Origin of the sequence: Microbispora sp. CA-135349, from assembly GCF_050947365.1 — a bacterium.
Taxonomy (GTDB): domain Bacteria; phylum Actinomycetota; class Actinomycetes; order Streptosporangiales; family Streptosporangiaceae; genus Microbispora.
Genome location: NZ_CP192001.1, coordinates 6813056 through 6836595, shown reverse-complemented (window position 1 = coordinate 6836595; position 23540 = coordinate 6813056). Strand labels below are relative to the sequence as shown.

25 protein-coding genes and 2 pseudogenes are annotated in these 23540 nt (G+C 71.5%); 11 read left to right on the top strand and 16 right to left on the bottom strand.

From position 1 onward, the window contains the following. Positions 1–78: 78 nt before the first annotated feature. Positions 79–720, bottom strand: a complete 642-nt coding sequence (locus ACQPZZ_RS31470; RefSeq protein ID WP_432925053.1) for a helix-turn-helix domain-containing protein — start codon at positions 718–720, stop codon at positions 79–81. Positions 721–818: 98 nt separating this feature from the next. Between ACQPZZ_RS31470 and ACQPZZ_RS31465 the strand changes: the two genes are divergently transcribed. The 3 genes from ACQPZZ_RS31465 (at position 819) to ACQPZZ_RS31455 (ending at position 4079) form a co-directional block, all read left to right on the top strand. Then, complete coding sequence (locus ACQPZZ_RS31465; protein WP_432925051.1) at positions 819–2057, top strand: acyl-CoA dehydrogenase family protein; 1239 nt, start codon at positions 819–821, stop codon at positions 2055–2057. Next, entirely contained in the window at positions 2054–2797 is a 744-nt protein-coding gene (locus ACQPZZ_RS31460; RefSeq protein WP_432925049.1) for an SDR family NAD(P)-dependent oxidoreductase, read from the top strand. The genes ACQPZZ_RS31465 and ACQPZZ_RS31460 overlap by 4 nt, the downstream gene beginning before the upstream one ends. Positions 2798–2921: 124 nt before the next feature. Beyond that, positions 2922–4079, top strand: coding sequence for a lactate 2-monooxygenase (locus ACQPZZ_RS31455; RefSeq protein ID WP_432925047.1), 1158 nt, complete (start codon positions 2922–2924; stop codon positions 4077–4079). Between the two features lie 71 nt (positions 4080–4150). On the opposite strand, the pseudogene ACQPZZ_RS31450 reads toward ACQPZZ_RS31455, so the two are convergent. From ACQPZZ_RS31450 to ACQPZZ_RS31435, 4 genes and pseudogenes are all read right to left on the bottom strand, one after another. Next, a pseudogene (locus ACQPZZ_RS31450) lies at positions 4151–4492 on the bottom strand (STAS domain-containing protein); the annotation flags it as partial. A 197-nt stretch (positions 4493–4689) separates the two neighbouring features. Then, positions 4690–5967: an MFS transporter gene (locus ACQPZZ_RS31445; RefSeq protein ID WP_432925045.1), complete on the bottom strand. Its 1278-nt coding sequence runs from the start codon at positions 5965–5967 to the stop codon at positions 4690–4692. A gap of 39 nt (positions 5968–6006) precedes the next feature. Further along, the gene (locus ACQPZZ_RS31440) at positions 6007–6468 is read right to left on the bottom strand and encodes a MarR family winged helix-turn-helix transcriptional regulator (protein WP_363640565.1); all 462 of its coding nucleotides are present in this window, start codon (positions 6466–6468) and stop codon (positions 6007–6009) included. A gap of 165 nt (positions 6469–6633) precedes the next feature. After that, positions 6634–7059, bottom strand: coding sequence for a nuclear transport factor 2 family protein (locus ACQPZZ_RS31435; RefSeq protein ID WP_432925043.1), 426 nt, complete (start codon positions 7057–7059; stop codon positions 6634–6636). A gap of 145 nt (positions 7060–7204) precedes the next feature. On the opposite strand from ACQPZZ_RS31435, the gene ACQPZZ_RS31430 reads away from it, so the two are divergent. Next, positions 7205–8293, top strand: a complete 1089-nt coding sequence (locus ACQPZZ_RS31430; RefSeq protein ID WP_432925041.1) for a mechanosensitive ion channel family protein — start codon at positions 7205–7207, stop codon at positions 8291–8293. Between the two features lie 91 nt (positions 8294–8384). On the opposite strand, the gene ACQPZZ_RS31425 is transcribed toward ACQPZZ_RS31430, so the two are convergent. Together ACQPZZ_RS31425 and ACQPZZ_RS31420 are read right to left on the bottom strand one after the other, a co-directional pair. Further along, a complete protein-coding gene (locus ACQPZZ_RS31425; protein ID WP_432925039.1) occupies positions 8385–8687 on the bottom strand; it encodes a DUF6401 family natural product biosynthesis protein in 303 nt (100 codons plus the stop codon). A gap of 291 nt (positions 8688–8978) precedes the next feature. Continuing rightward, a complete protein-coding gene (locus ACQPZZ_RS31420; protein WP_363640573.1) occupies positions 8979–9998 on the bottom strand; it encodes a LacI family DNA-binding transcriptional regulator in 1020 nt (339 codons plus the stop codon). A gap of 398 nt (positions 9999–10396) precedes the next feature. On the opposite strand from ACQPZZ_RS31420, the gene ACQPZZ_RS31415 reads away from it, so the two are divergent. Together ACQPZZ_RS31415 and ACQPZZ_RS31410 are read left to right on the top strand one after the other, a co-directional pair. Next, on the top strand, positions 10397–11869 hold the full coding sequence (locus tag ACQPZZ_RS31415) for a GH1 family beta-glucosidase (RefSeq protein ID WP_432925036.1): 1473 nt from the start codon (positions 10397–10399) through the stop codon (positions 11867–11869). Between the two features lie 133 nt (positions 11870–12002). Then, positions 12003–12812 (top strand): SAM-dependent methyltransferase, encoded by an 810-nt coding sequence (locus ACQPZZ_RS31410; RefSeq protein WP_432925034.1) that lies wholly within the window; start codon positions 12003–12005, stop codon positions 12810–12812. Between the two features lie 61 nt (positions 12813–12873). Here ACQPZZ_RS31410 and ACQPZZ_RS31405 read toward each other — a convergent pair whose 3' ends face one another. Both ACQPZZ_RS31405 and ACQPZZ_RS31400 read right to left on the bottom strand, forming a co-directional pair. Next, positions 12874–14070, bottom strand: a complete 1197-nt coding sequence (locus tag ACQPZZ_RS31405; protein ID WP_432925032.1) for a globin domain-containing protein — start codon at positions 14068–14070, stop codon at positions 12874–12876. Positions 14071–14143: 73 nt separating this feature from the next. Beyond that, a complete protein-coding gene (locus ACQPZZ_RS31400; protein WP_432925030.1) occupies positions 14144–14572 on the bottom strand; it encodes an RrF2 family transcriptional regulator in 429 nt (142 codons plus the stop codon). A 124-nt stretch (positions 14573–14696) separates the two neighbouring features. On the opposite strand from ACQPZZ_RS31400, the gene ACQPZZ_RS31395 reads away from it, so the two are divergent. Together ACQPZZ_RS31395 and ACQPZZ_RS31390 are read left to right on the top strand one after the other, a co-directional pair. Then, positions 14697–15263 carry an isochorismatase family protein gene (locus ACQPZZ_RS31395; RefSeq protein ID WP_432925028.1) on the top strand — a complete coding sequence of 189 codons (567 nt, stop codon included), beginning with the start codon at positions 14697–14699 and terminating at the stop codon, positions 15261–15263. 93 nt (positions 15264–15356) lie between these two features. Further along, complete coding sequence (locus tag ACQPZZ_RS31390; protein WP_432925026.1) at positions 15357–16004, top strand: protein-L-isoaspartate O-methyltransferase family protein; 648 nt, start codon at positions 15357–15359, stop codon at positions 16002–16004. Positions 16005–16087: 83 nt separating this feature from the next. Here the strand turns inward: ACQPZZ_RS31390 and ACQPZZ_RS31385 are convergent, their stop codons facing one another. Beyond that, positions 16088–17716: a fatty acyl-CoA synthetase gene (locus ACQPZZ_RS31385; RefSeq protein WP_432934613.1), complete on the bottom strand. Its 1629-nt coding sequence runs from the start codon at positions 17714–17716 to the stop codon at positions 16088–16090. Between the two features lie 71 nt (positions 17717–17787). On the opposite strand from ACQPZZ_RS31385, the gene ACQPZZ_RS31380 reads away from it, so the two are divergent. Then, positions 17788–18582: an inositol monophosphatase family protein gene (locus ACQPZZ_RS31380; protein ID WP_432925024.1), complete on the top strand. Its 795-nt coding sequence runs from the start codon at positions 17788–17790 to the stop codon at positions 18580–18582. A 220-nt stretch (positions 18583–18802) separates the two neighbouring features. Here ACQPZZ_RS31380 and ACQPZZ_RS31375 read toward each other — a convergent pair whose 3' ends face one another. After that, positions 18803–18946, bottom strand: a complete 144-nt coding sequence (locus ACQPZZ_RS31375; protein WP_363640588.1) for a hypothetical protein — start codon at positions 18944–18946, stop codon at positions 18803–18805. 242 nt (positions 18947–19188) lie between these two features. Between ACQPZZ_RS31375 and ACQPZZ_RS31370 the strand changes: the two genes are divergently transcribed. Further along, a complete protein-coding gene (locus ACQPZZ_RS31370) occupies positions 19189–20052 on the top strand; it encodes an aldo/keto reductase (RefSeq protein ID WP_432925022.1) in 864 nt (287 codons plus the stop codon). A gap of 7 nt (positions 20053–20059) precedes the next feature. On the opposite strand, the gene ACQPZZ_RS31365 is transcribed toward ACQPZZ_RS31370, so the two are convergent. The 3 genes from ACQPZZ_RS31365 to ACQPZZ_RS31355 form a co-directional block, all read right to left on the bottom strand. Next, positions 20060–20959, bottom strand: coding sequence for a hypothetical protein (locus tag ACQPZZ_RS31365; protein WP_432925020.1), 900 nt, complete (start codon positions 20957–20959; stop codon positions 20060–20062). Positions 20960–21071: 112 nt separating this feature from the next. Further along, positions 21072–21233, bottom strand: coding sequence for a VOC family protein (locus ACQPZZ_RS31360; protein WP_432925018.1), 162 nt, complete (start codon positions 21231–21233; stop codon positions 21072–21074). Beyond that, complete coding sequence (locus ACQPZZ_RS31355) at positions 21230–21436, bottom strand: VOC family protein (protein WP_432925016.1); 207 nt, start codon at positions 21434–21436, stop codon at positions 21230–21232. Before ACQPZZ_RS31355 ends, ACQPZZ_RS31360 begins: the two co-directional genes overlap by 4 nt. Positions 21437–21443: 7 nt before the next feature. Between ACQPZZ_RS31355 and ACQPZZ_RS31350 the strand changes: the two are divergent. Then, positions 21444–21629, top strand: a pseudogene (locus tag ACQPZZ_RS31350) (SAM-dependent methyltransferase); the annotation flags it as partial. A 108-nt stretch (positions 21630–21737) separates the two neighbouring features. Here ACQPZZ_RS31350 and ACQPZZ_RS31345 read toward each other — a convergent pair. Beyond that, positions 21738–22541, bottom strand: coding sequence for an ABC transporter permease (locus tag ACQPZZ_RS31345; RefSeq protein WP_432925014.1), 804 nt, complete (start codon positions 22539–22541; stop codon positions 21738–21740). After that, on the bottom strand, positions 22538–23512 hold the full coding sequence (locus ACQPZZ_RS31340; RefSeq protein ID WP_432925012.1) for an ATP-binding cassette domain-containing protein: 975 nt from the start codon (positions 23510–23512) through the stop codon (positions 22538–22540). The genes ACQPZZ_RS31345 and ACQPZZ_RS31340 overlap by 4 nt, the downstream gene beginning before the upstream one ends. Positions 23513–23540 lie beyond the last annotated feature (28 nt).

Here is a 23540-nt window from a genome sequence, read left to right as displayed (position 1 = left end):
ACCCGGGAAGGACGCGAGCCGCCGTCGGCCGGCGTCGTCCGGGGCGGAAGCCGAACCGGGCCGGCTCCGCGCCGATCGTCAGGGGCGCTGGTCGCGCTCGGCGAGGAGGCGGGCGGTCTCGTCGGAGACCTCGCTCGCGAGGACCGCCGCGACCACGTCGATCAGATGGCTGGTGAACAGCCGGTCGTCGCGGCCCGGAGGGCCGCCCGCCCGGCGGGCGAGCTCCACGTACGTCATGCGGATCGCCATGAAGCGCTGGTGCAGGCGCACGGCGGCCCCGGGCAGCAGGGGGGCGACCAGTTCACGCCAGCGGCCGATGCTGCCGCCGCCGTCCTCGGGGAGGCTGGGCGGCACGCGGTGGACCAGTTGCTCCATGACGCGCAGATAGTCACGCCCGCCGTCCGGGTCGGCCAGCTTCGCGGCGGCCGGGCGGACGAGCGCGGCGGCGAGCGAACGCAGGGCGTCGGCCTGAGGCAGCGGGCCGCGTGCCTCGTACTCGTCCAGGAGCTGGTGGCGTCGTGCCTCGATCTCCGGCCGGTGCTTGGCGAGCACCGCCTTCAGCAACCCGGCGCGGTCGCCGAAGTGGTACTGCAGCGCGGTGGAGTTGCGCTGCCCGGCGGCGGCGTTGATCTCGCGCAGCGAGACCGCGTCGATGCCGCGCTCGGCGAACAGGTGCTCGGCCGCGTCCACGAGCCTCCGGACCGTGGTCTCCGACGGCATCGCGCCTCCCTTGTCGCTCGTACGGCCGAAGGATACGGTATTTCAGGCGATTGCATTATTTGACACGTCAGTCGCATTAGCGGGCCCGCAGGAGGATCATGGCCATCGATTTCACGCTCGCCCCCGAGCACGAGGAGATACGCGCGCGGGTGCGGACGTTCGTCCAGGAGGTCGTGATCCCGGCGGTCAGGCCGTTCGAGGACTCGGAGGACAAGGTCCTCAGCCGTGAGGAGTACCTGCGCACGATCGTCGGCCTGCGCCGCAGGGCGAAGGCGGAAGGGCTCTGGCTGCCGCACATGCCCGAGGAGTGGGGCGGCATGGGCCTCGGCCACGTCGAACTGGCGATGGTGCAGGCCGAGGCGGCCAAGACCAGGCTCGGCCCCTGGGTGCTCAACTGCGCGGCCCCCGACGAGGGGAACATGCACACGTTGCTGCACTGGGGCACCGGCGAGCAGAAGGAGCGTTACCTGCGGCCGCTGCTCGACGGGGTGAAGATGTCGTGCTTCGCGATGACCGAGCCCGAGGTGGCCGGCTCCGACCCGACCCTTATCCGTACGCACGCCGTCAAGGACGGCGACGAATGGGTGATCAACGGGCACAAGTGGTTCATCTCGAACGCCCGCCGGGCGAGTTTCGCCATCCTGATCGCGAAGACCGAGTTCGACCTGCCCGAGGGCGCCCGGGGCGCCAACACGGCCTTCCTCGTGGACCTGCCCGCCGACGGCTGGAACGACGTACGCGAGATCGAGACCATGCACGGCTCGACCGGCCACAGCGAGATCGTCATCACCGACCTGCGCGTGCCGGATGCCGCCGTGCTCGGCGGGCGGGGCAACGGTCATCGGCTGGGCCAGCACCGTCTCGGCCCGGCCCGGCTGGCGCACTGCATGCGGTGGATATCGCAGGCGGAGACGGCGCTCGACATGATGGTGGGCAGGGCGCTGGACAGGTTCAGCCACGGGTCCCTGCTCGCCGACAAGCAGGGCGTGCAGTGGATGATCGCCGACTCGGCCATGGAGCTCTACCAGTGCAAGCTCATGGTGCTGCACGCCGCATCGAAGATCGACAAGGGTGAGGACTTCCGCACCGAGGTCTCGATGGCCAAGCACTTCGTCGCGAACAGTCTGAACCGGATCGTCGACCGGGCCATCCAGGTCCACGGAGCGCTCGGCTACTCCACCGACACCCCGCTGGCGCACATGTTCCAGCACGCGCGATGGGCCCGTTTCGCCGACGGCGCCGACGAGATTCACCAGATGCGTATCGCGGAACGAACAATCGAGGCATATCGGGCCACCGGCTCCACCAGGGCCGCGACGGGAGGGCTGCCCCTGTGAACACCGACGACATCGCCGGCAAGGTCGTGCTCGTCACCGGAGGCGCGGGCGGCATCGGCGCGGGCGTGGCCCGCCGCCTGGCCGCCCGCGGCGCGCACGTCGTGCTGGCCGACGTCGACGCCGAGGCCGGTGCGCGCACCGCCGAGGAGATCGGCGCCGCCTTCGTCCGCACGGACGTGTCGCGACTGGAGGACAACCAGGCCGCCGTCGCGCTCGCCGTCGAGCGGCACGGGCGGCTCGACCTCGCCTTCCTCAACGCCGGCGTCGCCTCGGGATTCGGGCTCGGCGAGGATTTCGATCTCGCCCGCTACCGGCGCGTGATGGGGGTCAACCTCGACGGCGTCGTCTTCGGCGTGCACGCCGCGCTGCCGGCGATGCGGACCGGAGGCGTGATCGTGGTCACCGCCAGCATGGCGGGGATCGTGGGCATTGCGCAGGATCCCGTCTACGCGGCCAACAAGCACGCGGTCGTCGGCCTCGTCCGCTCGCTCGGCCCGCAGCTGGAGCCCCTCGGCATCCGGGTGCAGGCGCTGTGCCCGTCGTTCGCGGACACCGCGATCCTGGACACCGACATCAAGGCGCTGCTGGACGAGATGAAGTTCCCCATCCTCGACGTCGGGACGGTCGTCGACGCGTTCTTCTCGCTGCTGGCGAGCGAGGGCACCGGCGAGTGCTGGTTCGTCGTGCCGGGCCGGGAGAGCCGGCCGTTCCTCTTCCGTCACGCCCCCGGCCCCCGCTGATCGGTCGGCGGCCGAAGTCGTGGTGGGGAACGGCGCGCGAGGCCCGGTGATCGGTTCCCGATAATGTGTTCGCCAGGAGCCGCCGGGGCTGTGGCCGGGTGGAAGCGGAGCGAGGGCGAGCGCGATGAGCTGGGCGGACTTCCAGTACGAGATCTATCTCAACGGCATGACGGGGACCGTGCCCCGGCTGCCGACCGACCTGACCCGGCTTGAGGAGATGGCCGAGCGGAGGCTCGGCCCGGGCGCGGTGGGCTACGTCGCCGGGAGCGCGGGCAGCGGGCGCACCGAGCGCGCCAACCGTGAGGCGCTCGACCGCTGGCGGATCGTGCCGCGCATGCTCCGCGACGTGCGCGAACGTGACATGTCGGTGACCGTGCTCGGCAGAAGGCTGCCCGCGCCGCTGGCGCTGGCGCCGATCGGCGTGTTGTCGATCATGCATCCCGAGGCCGAGCGGGCCGCCGCCCGCGCGGCCGCCGGGATCGGCGTGCCCTTCATCCTGTCGTCGGCCTCCAGCACGCCGATGGAGGACGTGGCGGCGGCGATGGGGGACGGCGAGCGGTGGTTCCAGCTCTACTGGGGCAAGGACCGCGAGGTCACCCTCAGCTTCCTCGCCCGGGCCAAGGCGGCGGGGTTCACCGTGCTGGTCGTCACCCTCGACACGCCGCTGCTGGCCTGGCGGCCCCGCGACCTCGACCAGGCCTACCTGCCGTTCCTGCGCGGTGTCGGCACCGCCAACTACTTCACCGACCCGGCGTTCCAGGCAGGGCTCGCCCGGCCCGTGCACGAGGACCCGAACGCCGCCGTCCTGCACTTCGTGGGGATGTTCGGCGACCCGGGCAAGACGTGGCCCGACCTCGCGCTGCTGCGCGAGCACTGGGACGGCCCGATCGTGCTGAAGGGCGTCCTGCACCCCGACGACGCCCGCCTGGCCGCCGACGCGGGAATGGACGGCGTCGTCGTCTCCAACCACGGCGGACGCCAGGTCAACGGCTCGATCGGGGCGGCCGACGCCCTGCCGGCCGTCGCCGACGCCGTGGCCGACCGGCTGACCGTGCTGTTCGACGGCGGCGTCCGCACCGGGGACGACGTCGTCAAGGCGCTCGCGCTCGGCGCGAGGACCGTGCTGCTCGGGCGTCCGTACGCGTACGGACTGGGCCTGGACGGCCAGGCGGGGGTGGAGCACGTGATCCGCTGCCTCCTGGCGGAAACCGATCTCACCCTGGCGCTGTCCGGGTGCGCCGGCGTCGCCGCGCTCACCCCCGACCTGCTCACCAGGCTCTGACGAGGCCTCGCGCAACCGAGCCCCAAGGTGCCCGGAAATTCCGCTGCCCCGGCGCTGGTCTCGAGCAGGCCGACGATCTCCAGGATTCTGCGGGCCATGCGGCCCGGCTCGACCACCGTGAGCCGGCATCCCACCTTGGCCGCGGCAGCCCGGCTTTTGAGCAGCTCGCGTACGCCGGACGCGTCGAGGAAGGTGACTCCCGCGAGGTCGATCTCGATGCGGCCCGGCCGCTGCCGCCGCAGGACGTCGAGAACGCCTCCGTGGAGGCGGCCGGCCGTGCACATGTCGATCTCACCGCACGCGGTGATCCGCGTCAGTCCGGTCCACGGGCTCGCGGCGGCTCCGCCGTGGGGTGCTTCCTGCCGGGGTGGCTCGTGCCCGGACGCGAAAGCGGGGGGAACTTCGGGACCCATTCGGTACTCCCGTCGTTGCGGCCGACCGCATCCCCTCACTTCTGAAGGCCACGACCAGCCGAGACATGAGTAACCACAACCGGGCGGGCCAAGCCATTCCCGCGCCGGCGGCAAACATCGGGAGATCCGCACGGGTGGTGCCCGCGTGCCGGGAGCGGCGACGGGGGCCGCCGCCGCTTCCGCGTCCGGCGCGTCGATCAGGTGGCCGAGCCGACGTCCTCGGCCATGGCCTCCTCCTCCAGTTCCTCCCGCCGCGCCGTGGCCGGGTCGGCGGCGGCCATCTCGGCCGCCTGCGCGCGCTCGGCCTCGCCGAGCTGCCGGTGCGCGGCGGTGAGGATCACCGCGCCGAGGAGCACGGCGGCGGCGCCCATGTAGAAAGGCGCGTGCTGACTGTCGAAGTGCTCGGCAAGCTTGCCCGCGACGAAGGGCGCGAGGCCGCCGCCGATGAAGCGGATGAAGCCGTACGCCGCGGAGGCGACCGGCCGCTCCACGGGGGAGACGGTCATGACCGCCTGAGTGGTGACGGTGTTGTTGACGCCGATGAAGACCCCGGCCACGATCACGCCGCAGATCACGACGACCCGGTTGCCGGTGAACAACGCGATCATCAGGATGTCGAGGCTGAACAGCACCAGGTTGGCGTACAGCGTGCGGGCGATGCCGAAGCGGGCCTGCAACTGCGGGGCACCGAAGACCGAGAAGATCGCGACGAGGATTCCCCAGGCGGTGAAGACGAGGCCGAGCTGGTGCTCGTCGAGCTCCATCGGGTACGGCGCGTAGCCCAGCACCGTGAAGAAGCCCCAGTTGTAGCAGAGCGCGGTCAGGCCCAGGATGAGCAGACCGCGGTGGCGCAGGGCCTTGATCGGGTCGGCGACGCCGGTCCTCCTCGCCGGCGTGGGCAGGGGACGGACCAGGACCACGGTGGCGATCAGGGCGATCGCCATCAGGACGGCCACGCCGTAGAACGGGCCGCGCCAGCTGATGCCGCCGAGGGTGCCGCCGAGCAGCGGGCCGACCGCGATGCCGACGCCGAGCGCGGTCTCGTACAGGATGATCGCCCCGGCGAAGCCGCCGCTGCTGGACGCGACGATGACGGCGAGTGAGGTGGCGATGAACAGGGCGTTGCCGAGGCCCCAGCCGGCGCGGAAGCCGACGATGCCGCCGATCCCGCCGGACGCGCCGGCCAGCGCGGCGAACACCACGATCAGGGCGAGACCCGCGATGAGCGTGCGCTTGGCGCCGATCCGGCTGGAGACCCACCCGGTGATCAGCATGGCCACCGCGGTGACGACCAGGTAGCTCGTGAACAGCAGCGACACCTGGCTGGGCGTGGCGTGCAGCTTCTCGCTGAGGGCCGGCAGGATCGGGTCCACCAGCCCGATCCCCATGAAGGAGATCACGCAGGCGAAGGCGACGGCCCAGACCGCCTTCGGCTGCTTGAAGGGATTGGAGACGGGGGCATGAGCAGAGCTCACCGGACCTCCTGGTAGTAGCGAGGGGGAGCCGACCGGCCCCTACTCCTGGGGCGCGCTCTGGAGGAGACGCCGGAGCAGGGGGAGGAACTCGCCGGCGACCCGCGTCAGCTCGCGCAGTTCGCCGGGGGGCAGCGTGCCGAGCATCTCGTCGAGCCGCTCTCTGCGCCGGCGGCGCCGTTCGGCCAGCAGCGCGCGGCCCGCGTCGGTGACGCCGACCAGCACCGCCCGGCCGTCCTGAGCGTCGACGCCGCGGCTCACCAGTCCTTCGCGTTCCAGGCGCTGCACGAGCTGGGTCATCGACGGCTGGGTGACGCCCTGCTCCGCGGCGAGCGCGCTGAGCCGTGCCGGGCCGTTCCGGTCCAGGTACGACAGGGTCGTCGCGGCCGTGAGGCTGATCTCACGCGTGGACAGCCGTCTTACGGCGAGCACCGCGAGGTCGTCCAGGACGGCCGAGACCGCGTGCGAATCCTCGGAGTGATCGGCGCTCGGGGTGACGGACACAGGTGTTCCTCCGGACGGGACCGAATTTACATAGGAAGCCTATACAACTTCCCGGAACGCGGTACATCGCCCCCCTCGAACGTGACGAGTGCCCCCGGGGACGCCGCCCGCCCGCCCGGCGCGGGCGGGGGTCCTCACCACCGAACCGGTGAACGGCCCTCGGCGTCAGCCGCGCGTGGCCTGCGGCCAGCCGTGGCCCCAGCCGCCCTGTGCCATCGTCTGGAACGCCCACCCCTCCGGGGTGCGTACCAGTAGATCGCCGTAGTGCATGCTCTCCCTCCGGCCCTCGACCGTCATCGTCGCCACGGTCTCCACGAACACGAGGTTGGGGCTGAGAAAGTGCGGCGTCCGCACCGATTCCATGCCGAGCCCCGCCGTGCCGCCGCCCATGGCCTCCCGCATCGCCTCGACGTACTCCTCGCGCGTCCACTGCCGAACGGCGGCGAAGCCGCCCGGCACGTCGGTGGCGAGGTTCATCGGGAAGACCGCGAGGCCGGCCAGCTTCTCGATCTCGCCCCGCTCGGCGAGCGCGTCGTACTGGGCGAACCAGTCCTCGACGCTCTTCAGTTCCTCGTCGCTCGGCTTGTACACGAATACGCCCCTCTCGTTGTCGTATTGCGTACCGTACACCATACGGAAGTCGCGTGATCCGGATTCGTTCTCGGGGGCATGGGGCGTGGATCACCGGGTAGCCGTGGGTCCTGTACGTCGTGGAAGGCTCTGAACAGGAGGACCCATGGCCGCTCCGGTCGACTGGGGAAGAGGAGTGGCTGACGCCTGGTCGTCGGTCGCCACGTTCGTCCCCAAATTCCTCGCATTCGTCGTCGTCCTCGCGGTGGGCTGGCTGGTCGCCAAGGCGCTGCGCAAGGCGGTCGACGCCGTGCTCGACCGCGTCGGGTTCGACCGATGGGCCGAGCGCGGCTGGGCGGGGCGGGCGCTGGCACGCGGCAAGTACGACGCGTCCGGCCTGCTCGCGACACTGGTCTACTACGGGATCCTGCTGATCACGCTGCAGATCGCCTTCTCCGTCTTCGGGCCCAACCCCGTCAGCGACCTGCTCGCCGGAGTGGTGGCGTGGCTGCCCAAGGCCGCCGTGGCGATCGTCATCATCGTGGTCGCCACCGCCATCGCCAGGGCCGTCAAGGACATCGTCACCGCGGCCCTGGGCTCCCTGTCGTACGGCCGGGCGCTGGCCACGATCGCGTCGGTGTTCATCGTCGGCCTCGGCGTCATCGCCGCGCTCAACCAGATCGAGGTCGCGACCACCGTCACCACTCCGGTGCTGATCGCGATCCTGGCCACCCTGGCCGGCATCCTCATCGTGGGCGTCGGCGGCGGCCTGGTCCGGCCGATGCAGCAGCGCTGGGAGCACTGGCTGAATCGGGCGGAGGCCGAGACCGACACCATCCGCACCCAGGCCGCGGCCTACAGCAGGGGCCGCGCCGACGCGATGGAGACGGTCGACGTACGGCGTGCCGAGCAGCCCCGGCAGCAGCGGGTGGGAGCCTTCGCCCAGCCGCCCTCCACGGCGTACCCGCAGGGCGCCGCCCAGCCGCACAACGCCGGGGGCGCACAGAACATCGCAGGCGAGCAGAACATCGGGAGCGAGCCGGTGGCCCGGCCCGCGTATCCCGAGAGCACCCCGCCGGCCGCTCCGGGCGCCCCGACGACCCCCGTACCTCCGGCAAGCGCGGTCCCTCCGGCAAGCGCGGTCCCTCCGGCGGGAGCGGGTGACCGGATGCCGCAGGACGCGCCGGATGAGGTGGCGCGGCCCACCTCCTCCCGGCCGAATCCCCCGGAGGAGCCTCCGTCGCCGCGCCGGTGAGTCCGCCGCTGTTCGTCACAGTTCGCCGCGGGGCGTCCCTCTCTCGGGAGGGGCGCCCCGCCGCTGTGCCGGAAGGCAAACGGCGCGGAGGTCAGGCGGCTTCGGCGACGTCGAGCATCAGGCAGACGGCGCTCATGCGCAGGGCGGCGAAGTCGAGCGGCTGGTCCGGCCCGGGCGCCCGCCAGCCCTTCTCGCGGGCGCCGTCCCAGTAGCCGATCAGGTAGGCGAGCAGGGAGGCGGGCCCGACACGCTCGCCCAGCTCCGCGATGGCGTGCTTGACGGCGGTCATGTGCTGGTCCAGCGAGGCGAGAACCCCGGGATGCTGGTGCCGCAGGTCCAGCACGCGCTGCGCGAAGTCGGCGCGAATGCGGACAGGCCAGGACTGCTCGGACACAGAAGTCCCCCGGGGGATCAAGGGTGATGGGTGCCCCATCACGATAAGCGCCTCCGGGAGCACGGCGCTCCACATTCTTCGGCTGCCGGTTCCTGGCCGCACGCCAGCCCGTCCCTGTGAGAGCGGGAAATTGCAGAGCTCTCTCCACCGCGCTCGCGGGACGGCTTCGCCTCATGTTCCGCTGATTTCCGCTTCTGGTGAAGGCCTGTCGCATCGCTGTCGCGGTATCGCACCGCCCCGATTCGGGGAGCGCGAGCCTGCGGCGGCTACCCGAACGGCGCTCGCATCCGATCAGAGTTCGGGTGACGTGGTGCTGGAGCCGCGGACGACGAGCGTGGTCGGCAGGATCCGGGGCGGCGGGGCGTCCGCGCCGTCGATCATGGAGACCACCGCCTCCGCGGCGGCGGTGCCGAACCCGGCCATGTCCTGGGCGACGGTGGTCAGCCCCGGCGGCACGAGCGCGGCCACCTCGATGTCGTCGAACCCGACCAGGGCGATGTCCTCGGGCACCTTGAGGCCGGCCTCGCCGATCGCGCGCAGCGCGCCGACGGCCATCTCGTCGCCCGCGACGAACACGGCGTCGGGCCGCTCGTCCGCCTCCAGCAGGCGGCGCATGGCGGCGTGGCCGCCCGACAGGTAGAAGTCGCCCTCGACCACGAACTCGGGCCGGTACGGCAGCCCCAGCCGGGTCAGTTCGTCCTGGTAGCCCTGCAGGCGCTCGGCGCCCGGCCGCGTGTGCGCCGGGCCGGTGATCGTGGCGATCGCCCGCCGTCCCCGCTCGTGCAGGTGCCGTACGGCCAGGCGGGCGCCGCCGACGTTGTCCGAGGTCACGTAGGTGGTGCGGGGGCCCTGTACGGGACGGTCGAGGCTGACGCAGGGGACGCCCGATTCGGCCAGCCGGCGCAGGGAGGGATCCCAGGTGCCACTGTCGATCATGACGACGCCGTCGAGGTTGTGCCTGCGCACGGCGCGCACGTGGGCGTCGTCGGTCCCCTCTCCGCTCGTGGCCAGCATGAGCAGGTGATATCCGCGCCCGCTGAGCGCCGTCTTCAGGCCGATGAGGATCTCCTGGAAGAACGGGTGCCGCCAGCCGGGACGGCGGTGGTCGGTGTCCCACACCAGGCCGACCATGAAGGACTTCTTGGTGGCCAGTGTGCGGGCGGACTCGTTGGGCAGGTAGCCGATCTGGCGCGCCGTCCGCAGGACCTGCTCCCTGGTCTTCGCGTTCACAACCTCCGGGTTGTTGAACGCGCGGGAGACGGTCGCGGGAGACACGCCGCACAGGCGCGCCAGCTCTCTGATCGTTGCCACGGATCAAACGCTATCGCATCTCGCTGTAACCGGTTTCATGTAACCGGTTTCTCCAAAATAGGCAACCCCTATCGGTGTCGTCAACCAATAATCGGAATTTCCTCCGGTGACGTTTCCGTGACTTGACAACAACCCGTCTCCTTCTGTGTGATTACGGGCACCGGCCGGCGCTTTCTCGTTGCCACGGGCTCGGCCGCCGTCGTGTCTCGCAGCCGCTTCCCTTTTCTCCTGCGAGGGAGTTCAGGTGTCCGCTGCGGAACTCCGTCTGCCCGCGTGTGTGCCCGCCGTACGGCTCGGCGGGTCCCGCGGCTGCCGGGGGACGGCCCATCGCCCGTACGGCCTGCCGCCGTGTCCGGGCTGTTCATCCGAGCGGGCACGGAACCTGGAGTGAACAGGGAATGACGGCGACCGACGAACGCCTCGCGATGCCGCGGACCTTCCCCGCCGGCTTCGTGTGGGGCACGGCCACCGCGGCGTACCAGATCGAGGGGGCCGTCGACATCGACGGCCGGGGGCCCTCGATTTGGGACACCTTCTGCCGGGTGCCCGGCGCGGTGGCACGGGGCGAGTCGGGCGAGTTCGCCTGCGACCACTATCACCGCTGGCAAGGGGATGTCGATCTCATGAAGGACCTGGGGGCGGGGGCCTACCGATTCTCTGTGGCATGGCCCAGGGTGCTGCCCGACGGCCGCGGACCGGTGAACCGGCGCGGGCTGGACTTCTACCGGCGGCTCGTGGACGCCCTGCGCGAGGGCGGCATAGAGCCCTATGTGACCCTCTATCACTGGGACCTGCCCCAGGCGCTGGAGGACCGCGGGGGCTGGCGGGTCCGCGACACCGCCGAGCGCTTCGCCGACTACGCCGAGGTGATGTACGACGCCCTCGGCGAGTCGGTCTCGAACTGGATCACGCTGAACGAGCCGTACTGCTCGGCCATCGTCGGCTACGGCGAGGGCCGGCACGCGCCGGGCGCCACGGAGGGGCACGGCGCGCTGGCCGCGGCGCACCACCTGCTGCTCGGTCACGGCCTGGCCGTCGCGCGTCTGCGCGAGATGGCCAGGCCGGGTCAGCAGGTCGGGGTGACGCTCAACATGTCGCCGACGGTGCCGGTGACCGCCGTGCCTCAGGACGTCCAGGCCGCGCGCCGGATGGACCTGCTGGTCAACCGGCAGTTCACCGAGCCGCTCTTCGGCGGGGGCTACGCCGCCGACATGGCCGAGACGTTCGGCCGGATCACCGACTTCTCCTTCCGCCGGGACGGAGACCTGGAGATCATCGGCACGCCGGTGGACTTCCTCGGGGTGAACTACTACTACCGCCTGCACGTGGAGGCTGCGCCGTACGACGAGCCCGACCCGGCCCGGCGCTCGGCGTTCGACCTGGGCGCGCGGACCGTGACGCCGGAGCACGCGCGCACCAGCGGGCTGGGCTGGGTGGTGGAGCCCGAGGGGCTGTACGAGACCCTGGTCGGGCTGACCTCCCGCTATCCGGACCTGCCGCCCGTCTACATCACGGAGAACGGGTACGGCGACGACGGCGCGCTCGAGGACGCCGGGCGCGTCGACTACCTGCGCGACCACCTGGCCGCGACCCACGACGCGATGACGGCGGGCGCGGACGTGCGGGGCTACTTCTGCTGGTCGCTGATGGACAACTTCGAGTGGGCGCGGGGCTACTCCGCCAGGTTCGGCCTGGTGCACGTGGACTACGCCACCCAGGAGCGCACGCCGAAGGCCAGCTTCCACTGGATGCGCGACTTCATCGCCGATCCGGTCGTCACGGCCCCTGTCACCGCCAGTCCCGTCACCACCGAGCCGGTCGACATCCTGGTCGCCGGCACTCCCAGGGGTGATCGTCCGGCGGGAGACTGAGGGCCGGAACCGACGCGGTGACCGAGTTGACCGGTGTGCGTGGAGTATGCCGGTCAATTCCCCCTTTGGTGCGCCGAATCCCGATTAATCAGCTACGTTGTGATCAACGTACGAGCGCACCAGGGCAGGACAGATGAACATGGAGCAGGGTCCGCCGGGAATCGATGTGACGGTTCCGAGCGTCGCCCGGATCTACGACTACCTCCTCGGCGGCAAGGACAACTTCGCCGTCGACCGGGCGGCGGCCGAGAAGCTCATCGAGCTGACTCCGAACGCGCGAGAGGGTGTGCAGACCAACAGGCGCTTCATCCGCCGGGCGGTCACCCTCATGGCCCGGGAGGGCATCCGCCAGTTCCTCGACATCGGCGCCGGGCTGCCGACGCAGGAGAACGTCCACCAGGTCGCGCTCCGCGAAGCTCCGGACTCGCGGGTCGTCTACGTCGACAACGACCCGATCGTGCTCGCCCACGGCAGGGCCCTGCTGGCCGACAACGGGCAGACGATCGTCGTGGACGGCGACCTGCGCGAGCCCGAGGCGATCCTCGACGACCCCCGGATCAACGAGCACATCGACTTCGGCAAGCCGGTGGGCCTGCTCATGGTGGCCGTGCTGCACTTCGTCCCCGGCACCGAGGACGCCGAGCGCGTCGTCGCCGCGCTGCGCGACCGGCTGGCCCCCGGCAGCGCGATGGCCATCAGCCACCTGTCGTACGGCGACCTCGACGAGGAGAAGATCCGCGAGGGACGCGAGCTGTACAAGAACACCTCCGCCGGGGCGGTCACCCCGCGGACCCACGCCGAACTGCTGCGGTTCTTCGACGGGTTCGAGCTGGTGAAGCCGGGCCTTGTCGTGACCGAGGAGTGGCGTCCCGAGCCCGACGAGCCGAAGCTGCCGAGGATTCCCGGCGTGGACGGCTACGCCGGCGTCGGCCTGCTGCGCTGACCGGGCCGCGCCGGGCGGCGGAGACGGCCCGCCGCGGGCGAGCGGCGGGCCGGTCGCCCGATCAGGCGGCCGCGATCCACAGGTCCGGGCCGAACACCTCGTAGTGGACGCCGGAGGCGGGCACACCGCGCTCGACCAGCTGCGCGCGTACGGCCCGCATGAACGGCAGCGGCCCGCAGAGGCAGGCCACGACGTCGCCGGGCAGGTCACCGGGCAGGTCGATCGCCGACAGGTCGGCCCGGCCCGCGGCGACGGCCGGGTCGTCAGCGAGCCGCGCGGGCAGCTCCTCGTACCACTGGTGCAGGGTGGCGCCGGGCAGCGCCGCGACCAGGTCCGCGAGTTCCTCGCGGTGCACGTGGGCCTCGGGGGAGCGATCGGCGTGCACGACCACCACTCGCCGGTCCGACCCGGTGGCGGCGAGATGATCGAGCATCGACAGCACCGGGGTGACCCCGATCCCCGCCGAGGCGAGCAGCAGCGGGCCGTCGCCTCCGGGCAGGGTCAGGTCGCCGAAGGGCGCGGAGACCGCGAGCACGTCACCGGCCCGGACATGGTCGTGCAGCCAGGCGGAGACCTCGCCCTCGGGGGCGCCCTCGCCGCGCACCCGCTTCACCGTGATCCGCCAGTCGCCGCGCTCGGGGGCATTCGACAGGCTGTACTGCCGGATCTGCCGCGCCCCGTCGGGCAGCGTCACCTGGACGCTGACGTACTGCCCCGGCAGGAAGGACATCGGGGTGTACGGGCGCAGGAGTAGGGAGACCACGTCCGCCGTCTCGTCGCGCCGCTCGATCACCGTGGCGTGGATCCAGCCCTGGCCCGCCTCGCGGTAGAGGTCGCGCTCCAGGCCGATCAGCGTCTCGGCCATGAGCCAGTAGACCTCGTCCCACGCCTGGCCGACCTCGGGCGTGACGGCGTCGCCCAGCACCTCGCCGATCGCGCCGAACAGATACTTGTGCACCACGGCGTACTGCTCCTCGGTGACGCCGAGGGAGGCGTGCTTGTTGGCGATCCTGGACAGCATCGTGCCGGGCAGCTCGCCGGGGCGCTCCACCAGCGCGGTCGCGAACGCGGCGATCGAGCCCGCCAGCGCCACGCGCTGCTCGCCGTTGGCCTGGTTGCCCCGGTTGAACAGGTCGCGCAGCAGCTCGGGGTTGTCGGCGAACAACGTGTCGTAGAAGCGGGCGGTGATTTCCGTGATCGCGCCCGCGATCACGGGCAGGGTGGCGCGGACGGTCGTGGCCGACTGCGGGGAGAGCACAGGATCCTCCAAATCGGTATCTATAATGCAAATTTAACGCCGTGGACGTGGGGTCTCTTCCTGTTTGCGAAGTTCAGGTGAGAGTGAGCAGCACCGGCCTCGACGGCGAGGAGACCAGCTGGTCCACGGTGATCGGGTCGAGGGAGGCGTAGAAGGCCTGCTGCGCCGCACGCAGCGCGCCGCGAAGGCTGCAGGCGGCCCGCAACGGGCAGGGGGTCTCCCCCTCGCAGGTCACGACCTCCTCCTCTCCTTCCAGCTCGCGGACCAGCCAGCCGATCGAGGCCGTACGGCCGAACCCGGTCAGCTCCAGGCCGCCCCCGCGCCCCCGGCGGGCCTCCACGACGCCGAGATGCTGCAGGCGGGCGATGGCCTTGGCGGTGTGGTTGTAGGGGATCGCCATCGCCTCGGCCACCTGGCGGGTGGTGAGCGACGCCCCCGGTTCCAGGACCGCCAGGCGCATGGTGACACGGAGGGCCAGGTCCGTGAACTTCGTCAACCGCACACATCGACGCTAGCAAATCGGTATTTATCACTCCAATTTGGGGTGCTCGTACGCGGGCCGAAGTTTGTCGGTGGGCGGTTCTAGGGTGGGGCGGCACAGGATCCGCGACGAGAACGGGAACCCGATGACGACCCTTACCGATCGCCCGAACACCGCCCTGCTGGTCATCGATGTCCAGAACGGAGTGGTGGCAGGCGCCCCCGCTCGCGACACGGTGATCGCGAACATCGGCACCCTGGTCGGCAAGGCGCGCGCGGAGGACGTGCCGGTGATCTGGGTGCAGCACTCCAACGACCACGAGCTCCAGTGGGGCAGTGAGAACTGGCGCTACGTGGCGGAGCTGGTCCGCCGTGACGAGGAGCCGCTCGTCCACAAGAGGTACGGCGACTCGTTCGAGGACACCGGCCTGGAGGCGCTGCTCGCCGAGCGCGGGGTGGGCAGGCTCGTCGTCACCGGCGCCCAGACGGACGCGTGCGTTCGCTCGACCCTCCACGGAGCCTTCGTCCGGGGGTACGACGTGACGCTGGTCGGCGACGCGCACACCACCGAGGACCTCACCGCATACGGAGCGCCGGCCCCGGAACAGGTGATCGCGCACACGAACCTCTACTGGCAGTGGCAGAGCGCCCCCGGCCGCCGTGCGGGGACCGTCCCCACGGCCGAGGTGACCTTCGCGGCCGACGCGGACTGAGCCGTCGCCGAGGTTCCGGCGCGGCTGAGGGGGCATCACCCGGGGTGAGCGGGCCGCCTGCGGGGGACGGCGCCGCCGTCGAACGTGAGTGTGGTGAACGTGACCGCAGCCGCCTGTCCCGAGGACCTCGTCCGGGCCGTCCGGGCGGCGGGCGTCCGCGACGAGCGCCTGGTCCAGGCCGTGCGCTCGACTCCGCGGGCCGGTTTCGTCCCCGTCGAGCACGTCGCCCACGCGTACGAGGACGTGCCGATCCCCATCGCGCACGGGCAGGTGACCACCCAGCCGTCGCTGTCGGCGACGATGATCGAGGGACTGGGACTCACCGGCCGGGAACACGTGCTGGAGGTCGGCAGCGGCCTCGGGTACCAGACCGCGCTGCTCGCCCGCATGGCCGCCGACGTGGTCAGCGTCGAGCTGTGGCCCGACCTCGTGCGGGGGGCCCGGCGCAACCTCGCCAGGCAGGGCATCCGCAACGCCGAGGTGCTCGTCGGCGACGGCGGCCAGGGGGTGGCCGAGCACGCGCCCTACGACGCCGTCATCGTCTCGGCCGCCTTTCCCACGGTTCCCGCGCCCCTGGTCGAGCAGTTGCGGCTCGGCGGCCGTCTCGTGCAGCCGATCGGCAGCGGCGGGCGGGAGGAGGTCGTGCTGTTCGAGCGCACCGTCATCGGACTCGAACCGCGCCAGGTCCTCACGCTGGCCCGCTTCGTCCGCCTCCACGGCCGCTACGGCTACCCCTCCTGACCGTACGGCCGATCTCCCGCGACGGTTTCACAGGGCCCGTTCACAGAGCCCGTTCACAGGGCCTGTTCACAGGGCGCGACGGCTCAGCGGGTGCCGGGGATGCGGTCGGCGAGGGCGGCGTGGCGGTCCCGGAGCTCACGCTTGAGGATCTTGCCGCTCGGGTTCTTCGGCAGCGCGTCCACGAACGCGACGGCCTTGGGCACCTTGAACGCGGCGAGCCGCGCCCGGACGTGGGCCCGCAGCTCCTCCTCGGTGACGCTCACGCCCGGCTTGGTCACCACGATCGCGACGACGGCCTCGATCCAGCTCGGGTGGCGGACCCCGACGACGGCCACCTCCGCGACCGCGGGGTGCTCGTAGACGACCTCCTCCACCTCGCGGCTGGCGACGTTCTCCCCGCCGGTTTTGATCATGTCCTTGATCCGGTCGACGACCGTCAGGTAGCCCTCCTCGTCCATCACCCCGAGGTCGCCGGAGTGGAACCAGCCGCCGCGGAACGCCTCGGCGGTCTTCCCGGGGTCGTCCAGATAGCCGAGGATCGCGTGCGGGCTGCGATGCACGATCTCGCCGATCTCCCCGGCAGGGACGTCGTCGCCGTCGGCGTCCACGACCCGGGTCTCGACGTTCAGGGCGGCCCGGCCTGCCGAGCCCGCCTTGCGGATCTGGTCCTCCGGCTGGAGCATCACCGCGACCGGCGCCATCTCGGTCTGGCCGTAGAAGTTCCACAGGCGCACGTCCGGCAGCCGCTCGCCGATCTCCCTCAGCACCTCGACCGGCATGATCGCCGCGCCGTAGTAGCCCTTGCGCAGCGAGGACAGGTCGCGCCGGTCGAAGTCCGGGTGGCGCAGCAGCGAGATCCAGACCGTGGGCGGCGCGAAGAACTTGGTCACCCCGTGGCGCTCGATCGCCTCCAGCACGGCGGCGGGGTCGGCCCCGGGGAGGATGTGGCTGGAGGCGCCGAGCTGGATGTCCGGCACCAGGAAGCAGTGCTGCTGGGCGCAGTGGAACAACGGCATCGCGTGCAGCTCGACGTCGTCGCGGGTCATGCCGCCGTCGATGACGCAGCTCGCGTACTGCGCGATCAGTGCGGCGTGGGACAGCACCGCGCCCTTCGGGCGGAACTCCGTTCCCGAGGTGTAGAGGATCTGCGCGGGATCGTCGGGCCCGATCGGCACGACCGGCTCGGCCACGTCCTCCTGAAGCAGGGCGTCGAACGGCTCCCAGCCCTCGCCCGGCGCCGTGCCGTACACCATGCGCAGCCGCAGCCCGCCGGTCTGCTCGGCCGCGTCCCGCGCCACGGGCAGCAGCGCGTCCTGAGCGATCAGCGCGACCGCGCCGGAGTGGGACAGCACGTAGGCGATCTCGTCGGCCCCGAGCATGAAGTTGACCGGCACGAGGACGGCCCCGGCGCGGGCCACGCCGAAGATGGTCCGCACGTAGTCCACGCTGTTGCGCGACAGCACCGCCACGCGGTCTCCGGGACGCACTCCGCGGGCGGCCAGCGCGCCCGCCACCCGTGTCACGTCCTCGTCGAGCTCGCCGTACGTACGGGACCGGGCCGTTCGGGAGTGGGCGGTTCGGGATTGGGCGGTTCGGGATTGGGCCGCGTCCGCCACGGCCAGGCGGCCGGGGTGGCGCCGGGCCGAGCGCCGGAGCAGGTCCGCGAGTGAGTGACGGCGGGCGAGGGCGACATCCGGCGAGGCGGGGGACATGAGCGGCTCCAGCACCAGAACAGAGGAAACTTCTGGATCAGCCTAGTCGGGGGCGTGATAGTCCTGTTCGCATGTCGATCACGGACGAGGAACTGGCCCTGACGGCGGCGCAGGCCGGAGCCGCCGTCGTGCGCGCCATGTACGGAGCGTCGCTGACCCGCGTCGCGAAGTCCGCGGGCGACTTCGCCACGGCCGCGGACATCGAAGCGGAGAAGGCCATCCTCGACGTCATCCGCGCGGCGCGTCCGGACGACGCCGTGACGGGGGAGGAGAGCGGACGCACCGGGCGGGACGGCGCGGAGCGGATGTGGCTGGTCGATCCCCTGTGCGGCACGCTGAACTACGCCGCCCGCAGCATGCTCGTCGCGGTGAACGTCGCCCTGCGCATCGGCCCGGCGGTCACGGCGGCGGCCTGCGCCGATCCGTTCGCCGGTGAGGTGTTCTGGACGGACGGCGTTCACACGTACGTCCGCCGCGAAGGCGTGGACGAACGGCTCACGCCGTCGGCGGACTCGCGACTGGTGGACGTCAACCTCGATCCGCCGTTCCCGAACGCGCCGGCTTTCCGGGCCGCCCGCCTCCTCGCCGACCCGGGTTTCGCCGAGCGCTTCCGCCCGCGAGTCGTCTCCACCACTCTCGCGGTGACGTGGGTCGCCGCCGGACGCCGCGCCGCCTACGTCACCGACGGTCATCTGCGCGACAGCGTGCACTTCGCGAGCGGGATCGCGCTGTGCGAGGCCGCCGGGTGTGTGGTGACCGGCATCCGGGGCGAGCCGCTGCACACCGGCGCGGGCGGACTGGTCGTGGCGGCCGACCGGCGGACGCACACCGCTTTGCTGGAAAGCATCGCCCGCGGCGGTCGGTGAGCACGCCTTTCAAGCGGTCATCGTCCGCGGTGGTCGGTGAGCACGCCTTCAGGCGGTCATCGCCGGCGCTGGTCGGTGTGAAGCGGAACATCGGCACGGCCACCCGGGTCAGTGCCATGACCGCGCCCGCCGGCAGCGCCGCCCAGACGGGGAAGCTTCGGGGTCCGAGCCGCCCGTGTCCCCGAGCAGCCCGGATGCGGGCGGCCGGTGTTCCGGTGGGTCAGATGCTCTCGGGCTCGCCCTCGTCCACCCGGTAGGTCGTCTCCCAGGAGGCGCCGCAGTGGCAGCTGCTCAGCTCCAGCAGCTGCCCGTCCTCGCTGACGGCGTAACCGTCGTTGAGGCGGACGTGGACGTGAACGCTCATGGGGCCGCCTTTGCCGTCGATGGTTTCCGAGTAGCCCGGGCACCAGAGGGCCGATAGGGCGTACAGAGAACTATGTAATGATTTGACTGATTTGGGCAAGACGAAGACGCCCTGGGTTCGTAGCGGCCGGGCTGGAGGGGCCGCGGCATCCCGCACGGCGCGATCCTCTGTTGGACGGCATGATGTCGGGCCCGCAGGATAGGACAAAGACTCTGATCTGTGTACTCGAAGGAGGACTTTCCATGCGGACTCGCCGCATCGGCGACGTGCAGGTCGGCGCGATCGGTCTCGGGGGCATGCCGATGTCCATCGAGGGGCGGCCCGACGAGCAGCGCTCCATCGCGACCATCCACGCGGCGCTGGACGCCGGGGTGACGCTGATCGACACGGCCGACGCCTATCACCTGCACGCTGACGAGGTGGGCCACAACGAGTCGCTGATCGCCAAGGCCCTGGCGAGCTACGGCGGGGACGCCTCGGACGTGCTGGTCGCCACCAAGGGCGGGCACCTGCGCCCGGGTGACGGCTCGTGGACGCTCGACGGCTCGCCCCACCACCTCAAGCAGGCCTGCGAGGCCTCGCTCAAGCGGCTCGGCGTCGACGCGATCGGCCTCTACCAGTTCCACCGGCCCGACCCGCGGGTGCCGTACGAGGACTCGGTCGGGGCGATCCGCGACCTGCTGGACGCGGGCAAGATCCGCTACGCCGGCATCTCGAACGCGAACCCCGAGCAGATCCGCCAGGCGGGCGACATCCTCGGCGGCCGTCTGGTCAGCGTGCAGAACCAGTTCTCCCCGGCCTTCCGCTCCAGCGAGCCGGAGCTCGAGCTGTGCGCGGAGCTGGGCATCGCGTTCCTGCCCTGGAGCCCGCTCGGCGGCATCTCCAGAGCAGGTGAACTGGGCTCGCGCTTCGCGCCCTTCGCGGAGGTGGCGCGGGCCCACAACGTGAGCCCGCAGCAGGTGTGCCTGGCCTGGATGCTGGCCAAGGCGCCGGTGGTCATCCCCATCCCCGGCTCGTCGCGGCCGGAGACGATCCTCGACTCGGTCAAGGCGGTCGACCTGGAGCTGTCGCCCGAGGAGCTCACCCGGCTGGAGACCGCGGGCTGAGGATCGATCAGTCGTCCGCCCACTGCCGATGCCGGGCCGCCGCCGCCAGGGCGGCGGCCCGGGCCGTCTCGGTCGGCGTGAACGGCAGGCCGGGCCGCCGCGCCACCAGGACACCCCCGGTGTCCACGGCAACGGTCATCACGGTCGGTCCTCCCTCGGGGTCCGGCTCGCCGGGGCCGCGCCACCGGACCTCGGCCGTGCGCAGCAGCTCGGTCATGGCGGCGACCAGCTCGCCCGGGTCGTCGCGTACGCGCTGAGCCAGCAGCAGCGCCTGGATGCCGGGATCGATGAGGTCCCTGACCTGGGCGGGGACGATCACGGCGTCCGCTCCGCCCGCCCGGTCGACCGCGCGCCACAAATCGAGGGGCGTGAGCGTGGCCGGGGCCTCGACGATGAACTCGTCCAGGGCGTCGGAGCCTCCCGGTGTCATCGCCGCACTGCCCGCGGGCGCGATCTGCAGGGCGAGGATGTTGCAGCGCAGCCGGGCGAAGGCCCCCGCGAGCGCGGCGAGGCGGCCGGGGCGCTCGGCGACCCTGGCCCGCACCCGCCACAGGCTCGTGGGCTGCCCGGCCCCGGCGTGGACGCGCGGCCTCAGGCCTCCCGACGACGACAGCCGCCTGTGCGCGGCCGAGCCGAGGATCAGCGCCAGGCCGAGGCCGACGAGGACCACCGGGCCGGGGTCCCGGTGGCCGAGCAGGGTGGTGAGCACGTGGGCGAGGCCGACGGCGAGGAAGAGCGCGGCCAGCTCCGCGATCTCCCGCCGCCACGATCGAACGCCGTGGTGGTGCGGATGTGGGTGGCCGGGATGCGGGTGACGGGGATCCGGGTGCCGGGAATCCGGCCGGCGGGGACGCGGGCCGGGAGACGCGTGTCCGCCCCCGTCGGCGGCATTTCTCGGTTCGCTCATACCCGGAAGTCTGACCAGACGTTGTTACGTGGTCACCGTCCGTGGAATGTCGCCCGCATTAATCCGCTTTCACATGGCCGCCGTTTTCACCGCCAGATCATCAGCGTGCCGGTCAGCCCGTTCTGACCCATAGGCAGAACGGGTGCCCCGCCGGGTCGAGGTAGACCCGCACGTCGTCCTGCGGCTGGTAGCCGGCGAGGGTCGCGCCCGCCTCGACGGCGTGGGCTCCGGCCGTGTTGAGGTCGTCCACCTCGATGTCCAGGTGGAGCATCATCTGCTGCTCCCCGGGCTTCGCGGGCCATGCGGGCCGCTCATACAGCTTCTGGTCTGGAACGACAGGCCCGTGCCGCCACCGGGTTCACGCAACGTCACCCAGCCGGGCTCGTCGTCGTCGATCGGCCAGCCCATCAGCCGCTGGTAGAAGAGCGCCAGCTCGCGTGCGTCGGGTGCGTTGAGCACCGCCGCTGTCAGGGTCATGCTTGGCTTCCTCCGCCGTGCCGTACGGCACCTGGCCCGGTCGGGCGTCACCCAGTTCATCGACATCGGCGCCGGGCTGCCCACGCAGGAGAACGTCCATCAGGTCGCGCAGCGGCACGCCCCGGGATCGCGGGTGGTGTACGTCGACAACGATCCCGCCGTCCTCGTCCACGCGCGGGCGTGGCGGCCCGACGTCCCCTGGGACGTGCCGACGGACCCGGGCGACTCCGGCATCCTGGGAGCCGTCGGCCGCAGGCCCTGACCGGGCGCCGGATCCGCCGCCTATCGACGCCGCGGACGATCAGGCGCTGATCGCCTTCTTGTAGAGGCGGGTCGCCAGCGGGATGAACACGACCAGGATGACGGTGATCCAGAGCAGCGATGCCGGGATGGCGTGCTGGAGAGGCCAGGCGTCCGAGGTCTTCATGGCGGTGCTGGTGTTGCCGAAGAGCTCGCGTGCGGCCTGGGTGATGGTGGAGACCGGGTTCCACTCGGCGACGACGCGGAGCGGCGTGGGCAGCGCGGAGCTGTCGAGGAAGGCGTTGGAGACGAACATCAGCGGAAAGGAGACCGTGGACGCGATGTTGTTGAAGCTCTCCGGGGTGCGCAGGGTCAGCGCGACGGCCGCGGTGAACCAGGAGAACGCGTAGGCGAACAGCAGCAGCAGCCCGAAACCGAGGACGGCCTCGTAGGGCGGGGTGTGCACCCGCCAGCCGACGATCAGTCCCATCACCGCCATGACGACCAGGCTGGCGAGGTTCGTCAGCAGGTCGCTGACGGTCTGGCCGATCAGCACCGCGGACGGGGCCATGGGCAGCGAGCGGAACCGGTCGAAGATGCCCTTCTGCAGGTCCAGGGTCAGCGTGTAGCCGGTGATCTGCGCGCTCACGATCACGGCCTGGACGAAGATGCCGGGGAGCAGGAACTCCCGATACGACATTCCCGGAACGTCGATGACGCTGCCGAAGACGTAGGCGAACAGCAGCACGAGCACGATCGGAAGCGTGATGACGCTACCGAGCAGGTCCGGCGAGCGCCTGATCTTCAGGGTGTTGCGCCTGGCGATGGTCCAGCCGTCGGCGAAGGACATGGTGAGCGCGTTCATCGGATGGCCTCCCGGGCCTGGGGGTCGGTGCCGGACGCCTGGTGCCCGGTCAGGGTGAGGTAGACGTCGTCGAGGGTGGGCCGTCGCAGGCCGGCGTCGCGGACTCGGACCCCGGCGTCGGCGAGCCGGCCGAGGACCTGGCGGAGCGACTCGGGGCCGTCGGCGACCGGGGCGGTGATCTGGAGCGATTCCGGCACGGTCCGCACGGCGCCCACGGCGAACGGGGCGAGGGTCCGCCGGGCGGTCTCCAGCTCGGCGGCGTCGGTCACGGTCAGTTCGATGCGGTTGCCGCCGACCTGGTCTTTGAGTTCGTCGGCGGTGCCGCGGGCGATGGCGCGGCCGTGGTCCACCACCATGATCTGGTCGGCGAGGTGGTCGGCCTCCTCCATGTACTGGGTGGTGAGCAGCAGCGTGCTGCCGCCCGCGACGAGTTCGGAGATGGTGTCCCACAGCGCGGCGCGGGCGCGGGGGTCGAGGCCCGTGGTGGGCTCGTCCAGGAACAGCACCGGCGGGTCGGCGACCAGGGCGCCGGCGAGGTCGATGCGGCGGCGCATGCCGCCCGAGTAGCCCTTCACCGGACGGTCCGCGGCGTCGGTGAGATCGAAGCGTTCGAGCAGCTCACGGGCGCGGGCCTTGCTGCGCCTCGCGCCCAGGTGGTAGAGCCGTCCGATCATCTCGAGGTTCTCGGCGCCGGTGAGGTGCTCGTCGACGGCGGCGTACTGGCCGGACAGCCCGATCGACGAGCGCAGGCGCCGGGCGTCGCCGACGACGTCGCATCCGGCGACGGTGGCGCGGCCGCCGTCGGGGCGCAGCAGCGTGGTCAGGACCCGCACCGTCGTGGTCTTGCCGGCGCCGTTCGGGCCGAGCAGGGCGAGCACCGTCCCTCGCGGGACGGAGAAGCTCAGCCCGTCGAGAGCGGTCAGCTCGCCGTATCTCTTGACCAGTCCTTCGGCGGTGATCGCGTCGCTCATGGGGGGCTCCTTGTCGGTTGTTCGGTGG

Excerpts from the sequence above, each read along its gene's own strand:
- ACQPZZ_RS31470 (WP_432925053.1), bottom strand. The coding sequence starts at position 720 with ATGCCGTCGGAGACCACGGTCCGGAGGCTCGTGGACGCGGCCGAGCAC.
- ACQPZZ_RS31465 (WP_432925051.1), top strand. The coding sequence starts at position 819 with ATGGCCATCGATTTCACGCTCGCCCCCGAGCACGAGGAGATACGCGCG.
- ACQPZZ_RS31455 (WP_432925047.1), top strand. The coding sequence starts at position 2,922 with ATGAGCTGGGCGGACTTCCAGTACGAGATCTATCTCAACGGCATGACG.
- ACQPZZ_RS31430 (WP_432925041.1), top strand. The coding sequence starts at position 7,205 with ATGGCCGCTCCGGTCGACTGGGGAAGAGGAGTGGCTGACGCCTGGTCG.
- ACQPZZ_RS31415 (WP_432925036.1), top strand. The coding sequence starts at position 10,397 with ATGACGGCGACCGACGAACGCCTCGCGATGCCGCGGACCTTCCCCGCC.
- ACQPZZ_RS31410 (WP_432925034.1), top strand. The coding sequence starts at position 12,003 with ATGAACATGGAGCAGGGTCCGCCGGGAATCGATGTGACGGTTCCGAGC.
- ACQPZZ_RS31395 (WP_432925028.1), top strand. The coding sequence starts at position 14,697 with ATGACGACCCTTACCGATCGCCCGAACACCGCCCTGCTGGTCATCGAT.
- ACQPZZ_RS31385 (WP_432934613.1), bottom strand. The coding sequence starts at position 17,716 with ATGTCCCCCGCCTCGCCGGATGTCGCCCTCGCCCGCCGTCACTCACTC.
- ACQPZZ_RS31380 (WP_432925024.1), top strand. The coding sequence starts at position 17,788 with ATGTCGATCACGGACGAGGAACTGGCCCTGACGGCGGCGCAGGCCGGA.
- ACQPZZ_RS31375 (WP_363640588.1), bottom strand. The coding sequence starts at position 18,946 with ATGAGCGTTCACGTCCACGTCCGCCTCAACGACGGTTACGCCGTCAGC.
- ACQPZZ_RS31370 (WP_432925022.1), top strand. The coding sequence starts at position 19,189 with ATGCGGACTCGCCGCATCGGCGACGTGCAGGTCGGCGCGATCGGTCTC.
- ACQPZZ_RS31365 (WP_432925020.1), bottom strand. The coding sequence starts at position 20,959 with ATGAGCGAACCGAGAAATGCCGCCGACGGGGGCGGACACGCGTCTCCC.
- ACQPZZ_RS31360 (WP_432925018.1), bottom strand. The coding sequence starts at position 21,233 with ATGATGCTCCACCTGGACATCGAGGTGGACGACCTCAACACGGCCGGA.
- ACQPZZ_RS31355 (WP_432925016.1), bottom strand. The coding sequence starts at position 21,436 with ATGACCCTGACAGCGGCGGTGCTCAACGCACCCGACGCACGCGAGCTG.
- ACQPZZ_RS31345 (WP_432925014.1), bottom strand. The coding sequence starts at position 22,541 with ATGAACGCGCTCACCATGTCCTTCGCCGACGGCTGGACCATCGCCAGG.
- ACQPZZ_RS31340 (WP_432925012.1), bottom strand. The coding sequence starts at position 23,512 with ATGAGCGACGCGATCACCGCCGAAGGACTGGTCAAGAGATACGGCGAG.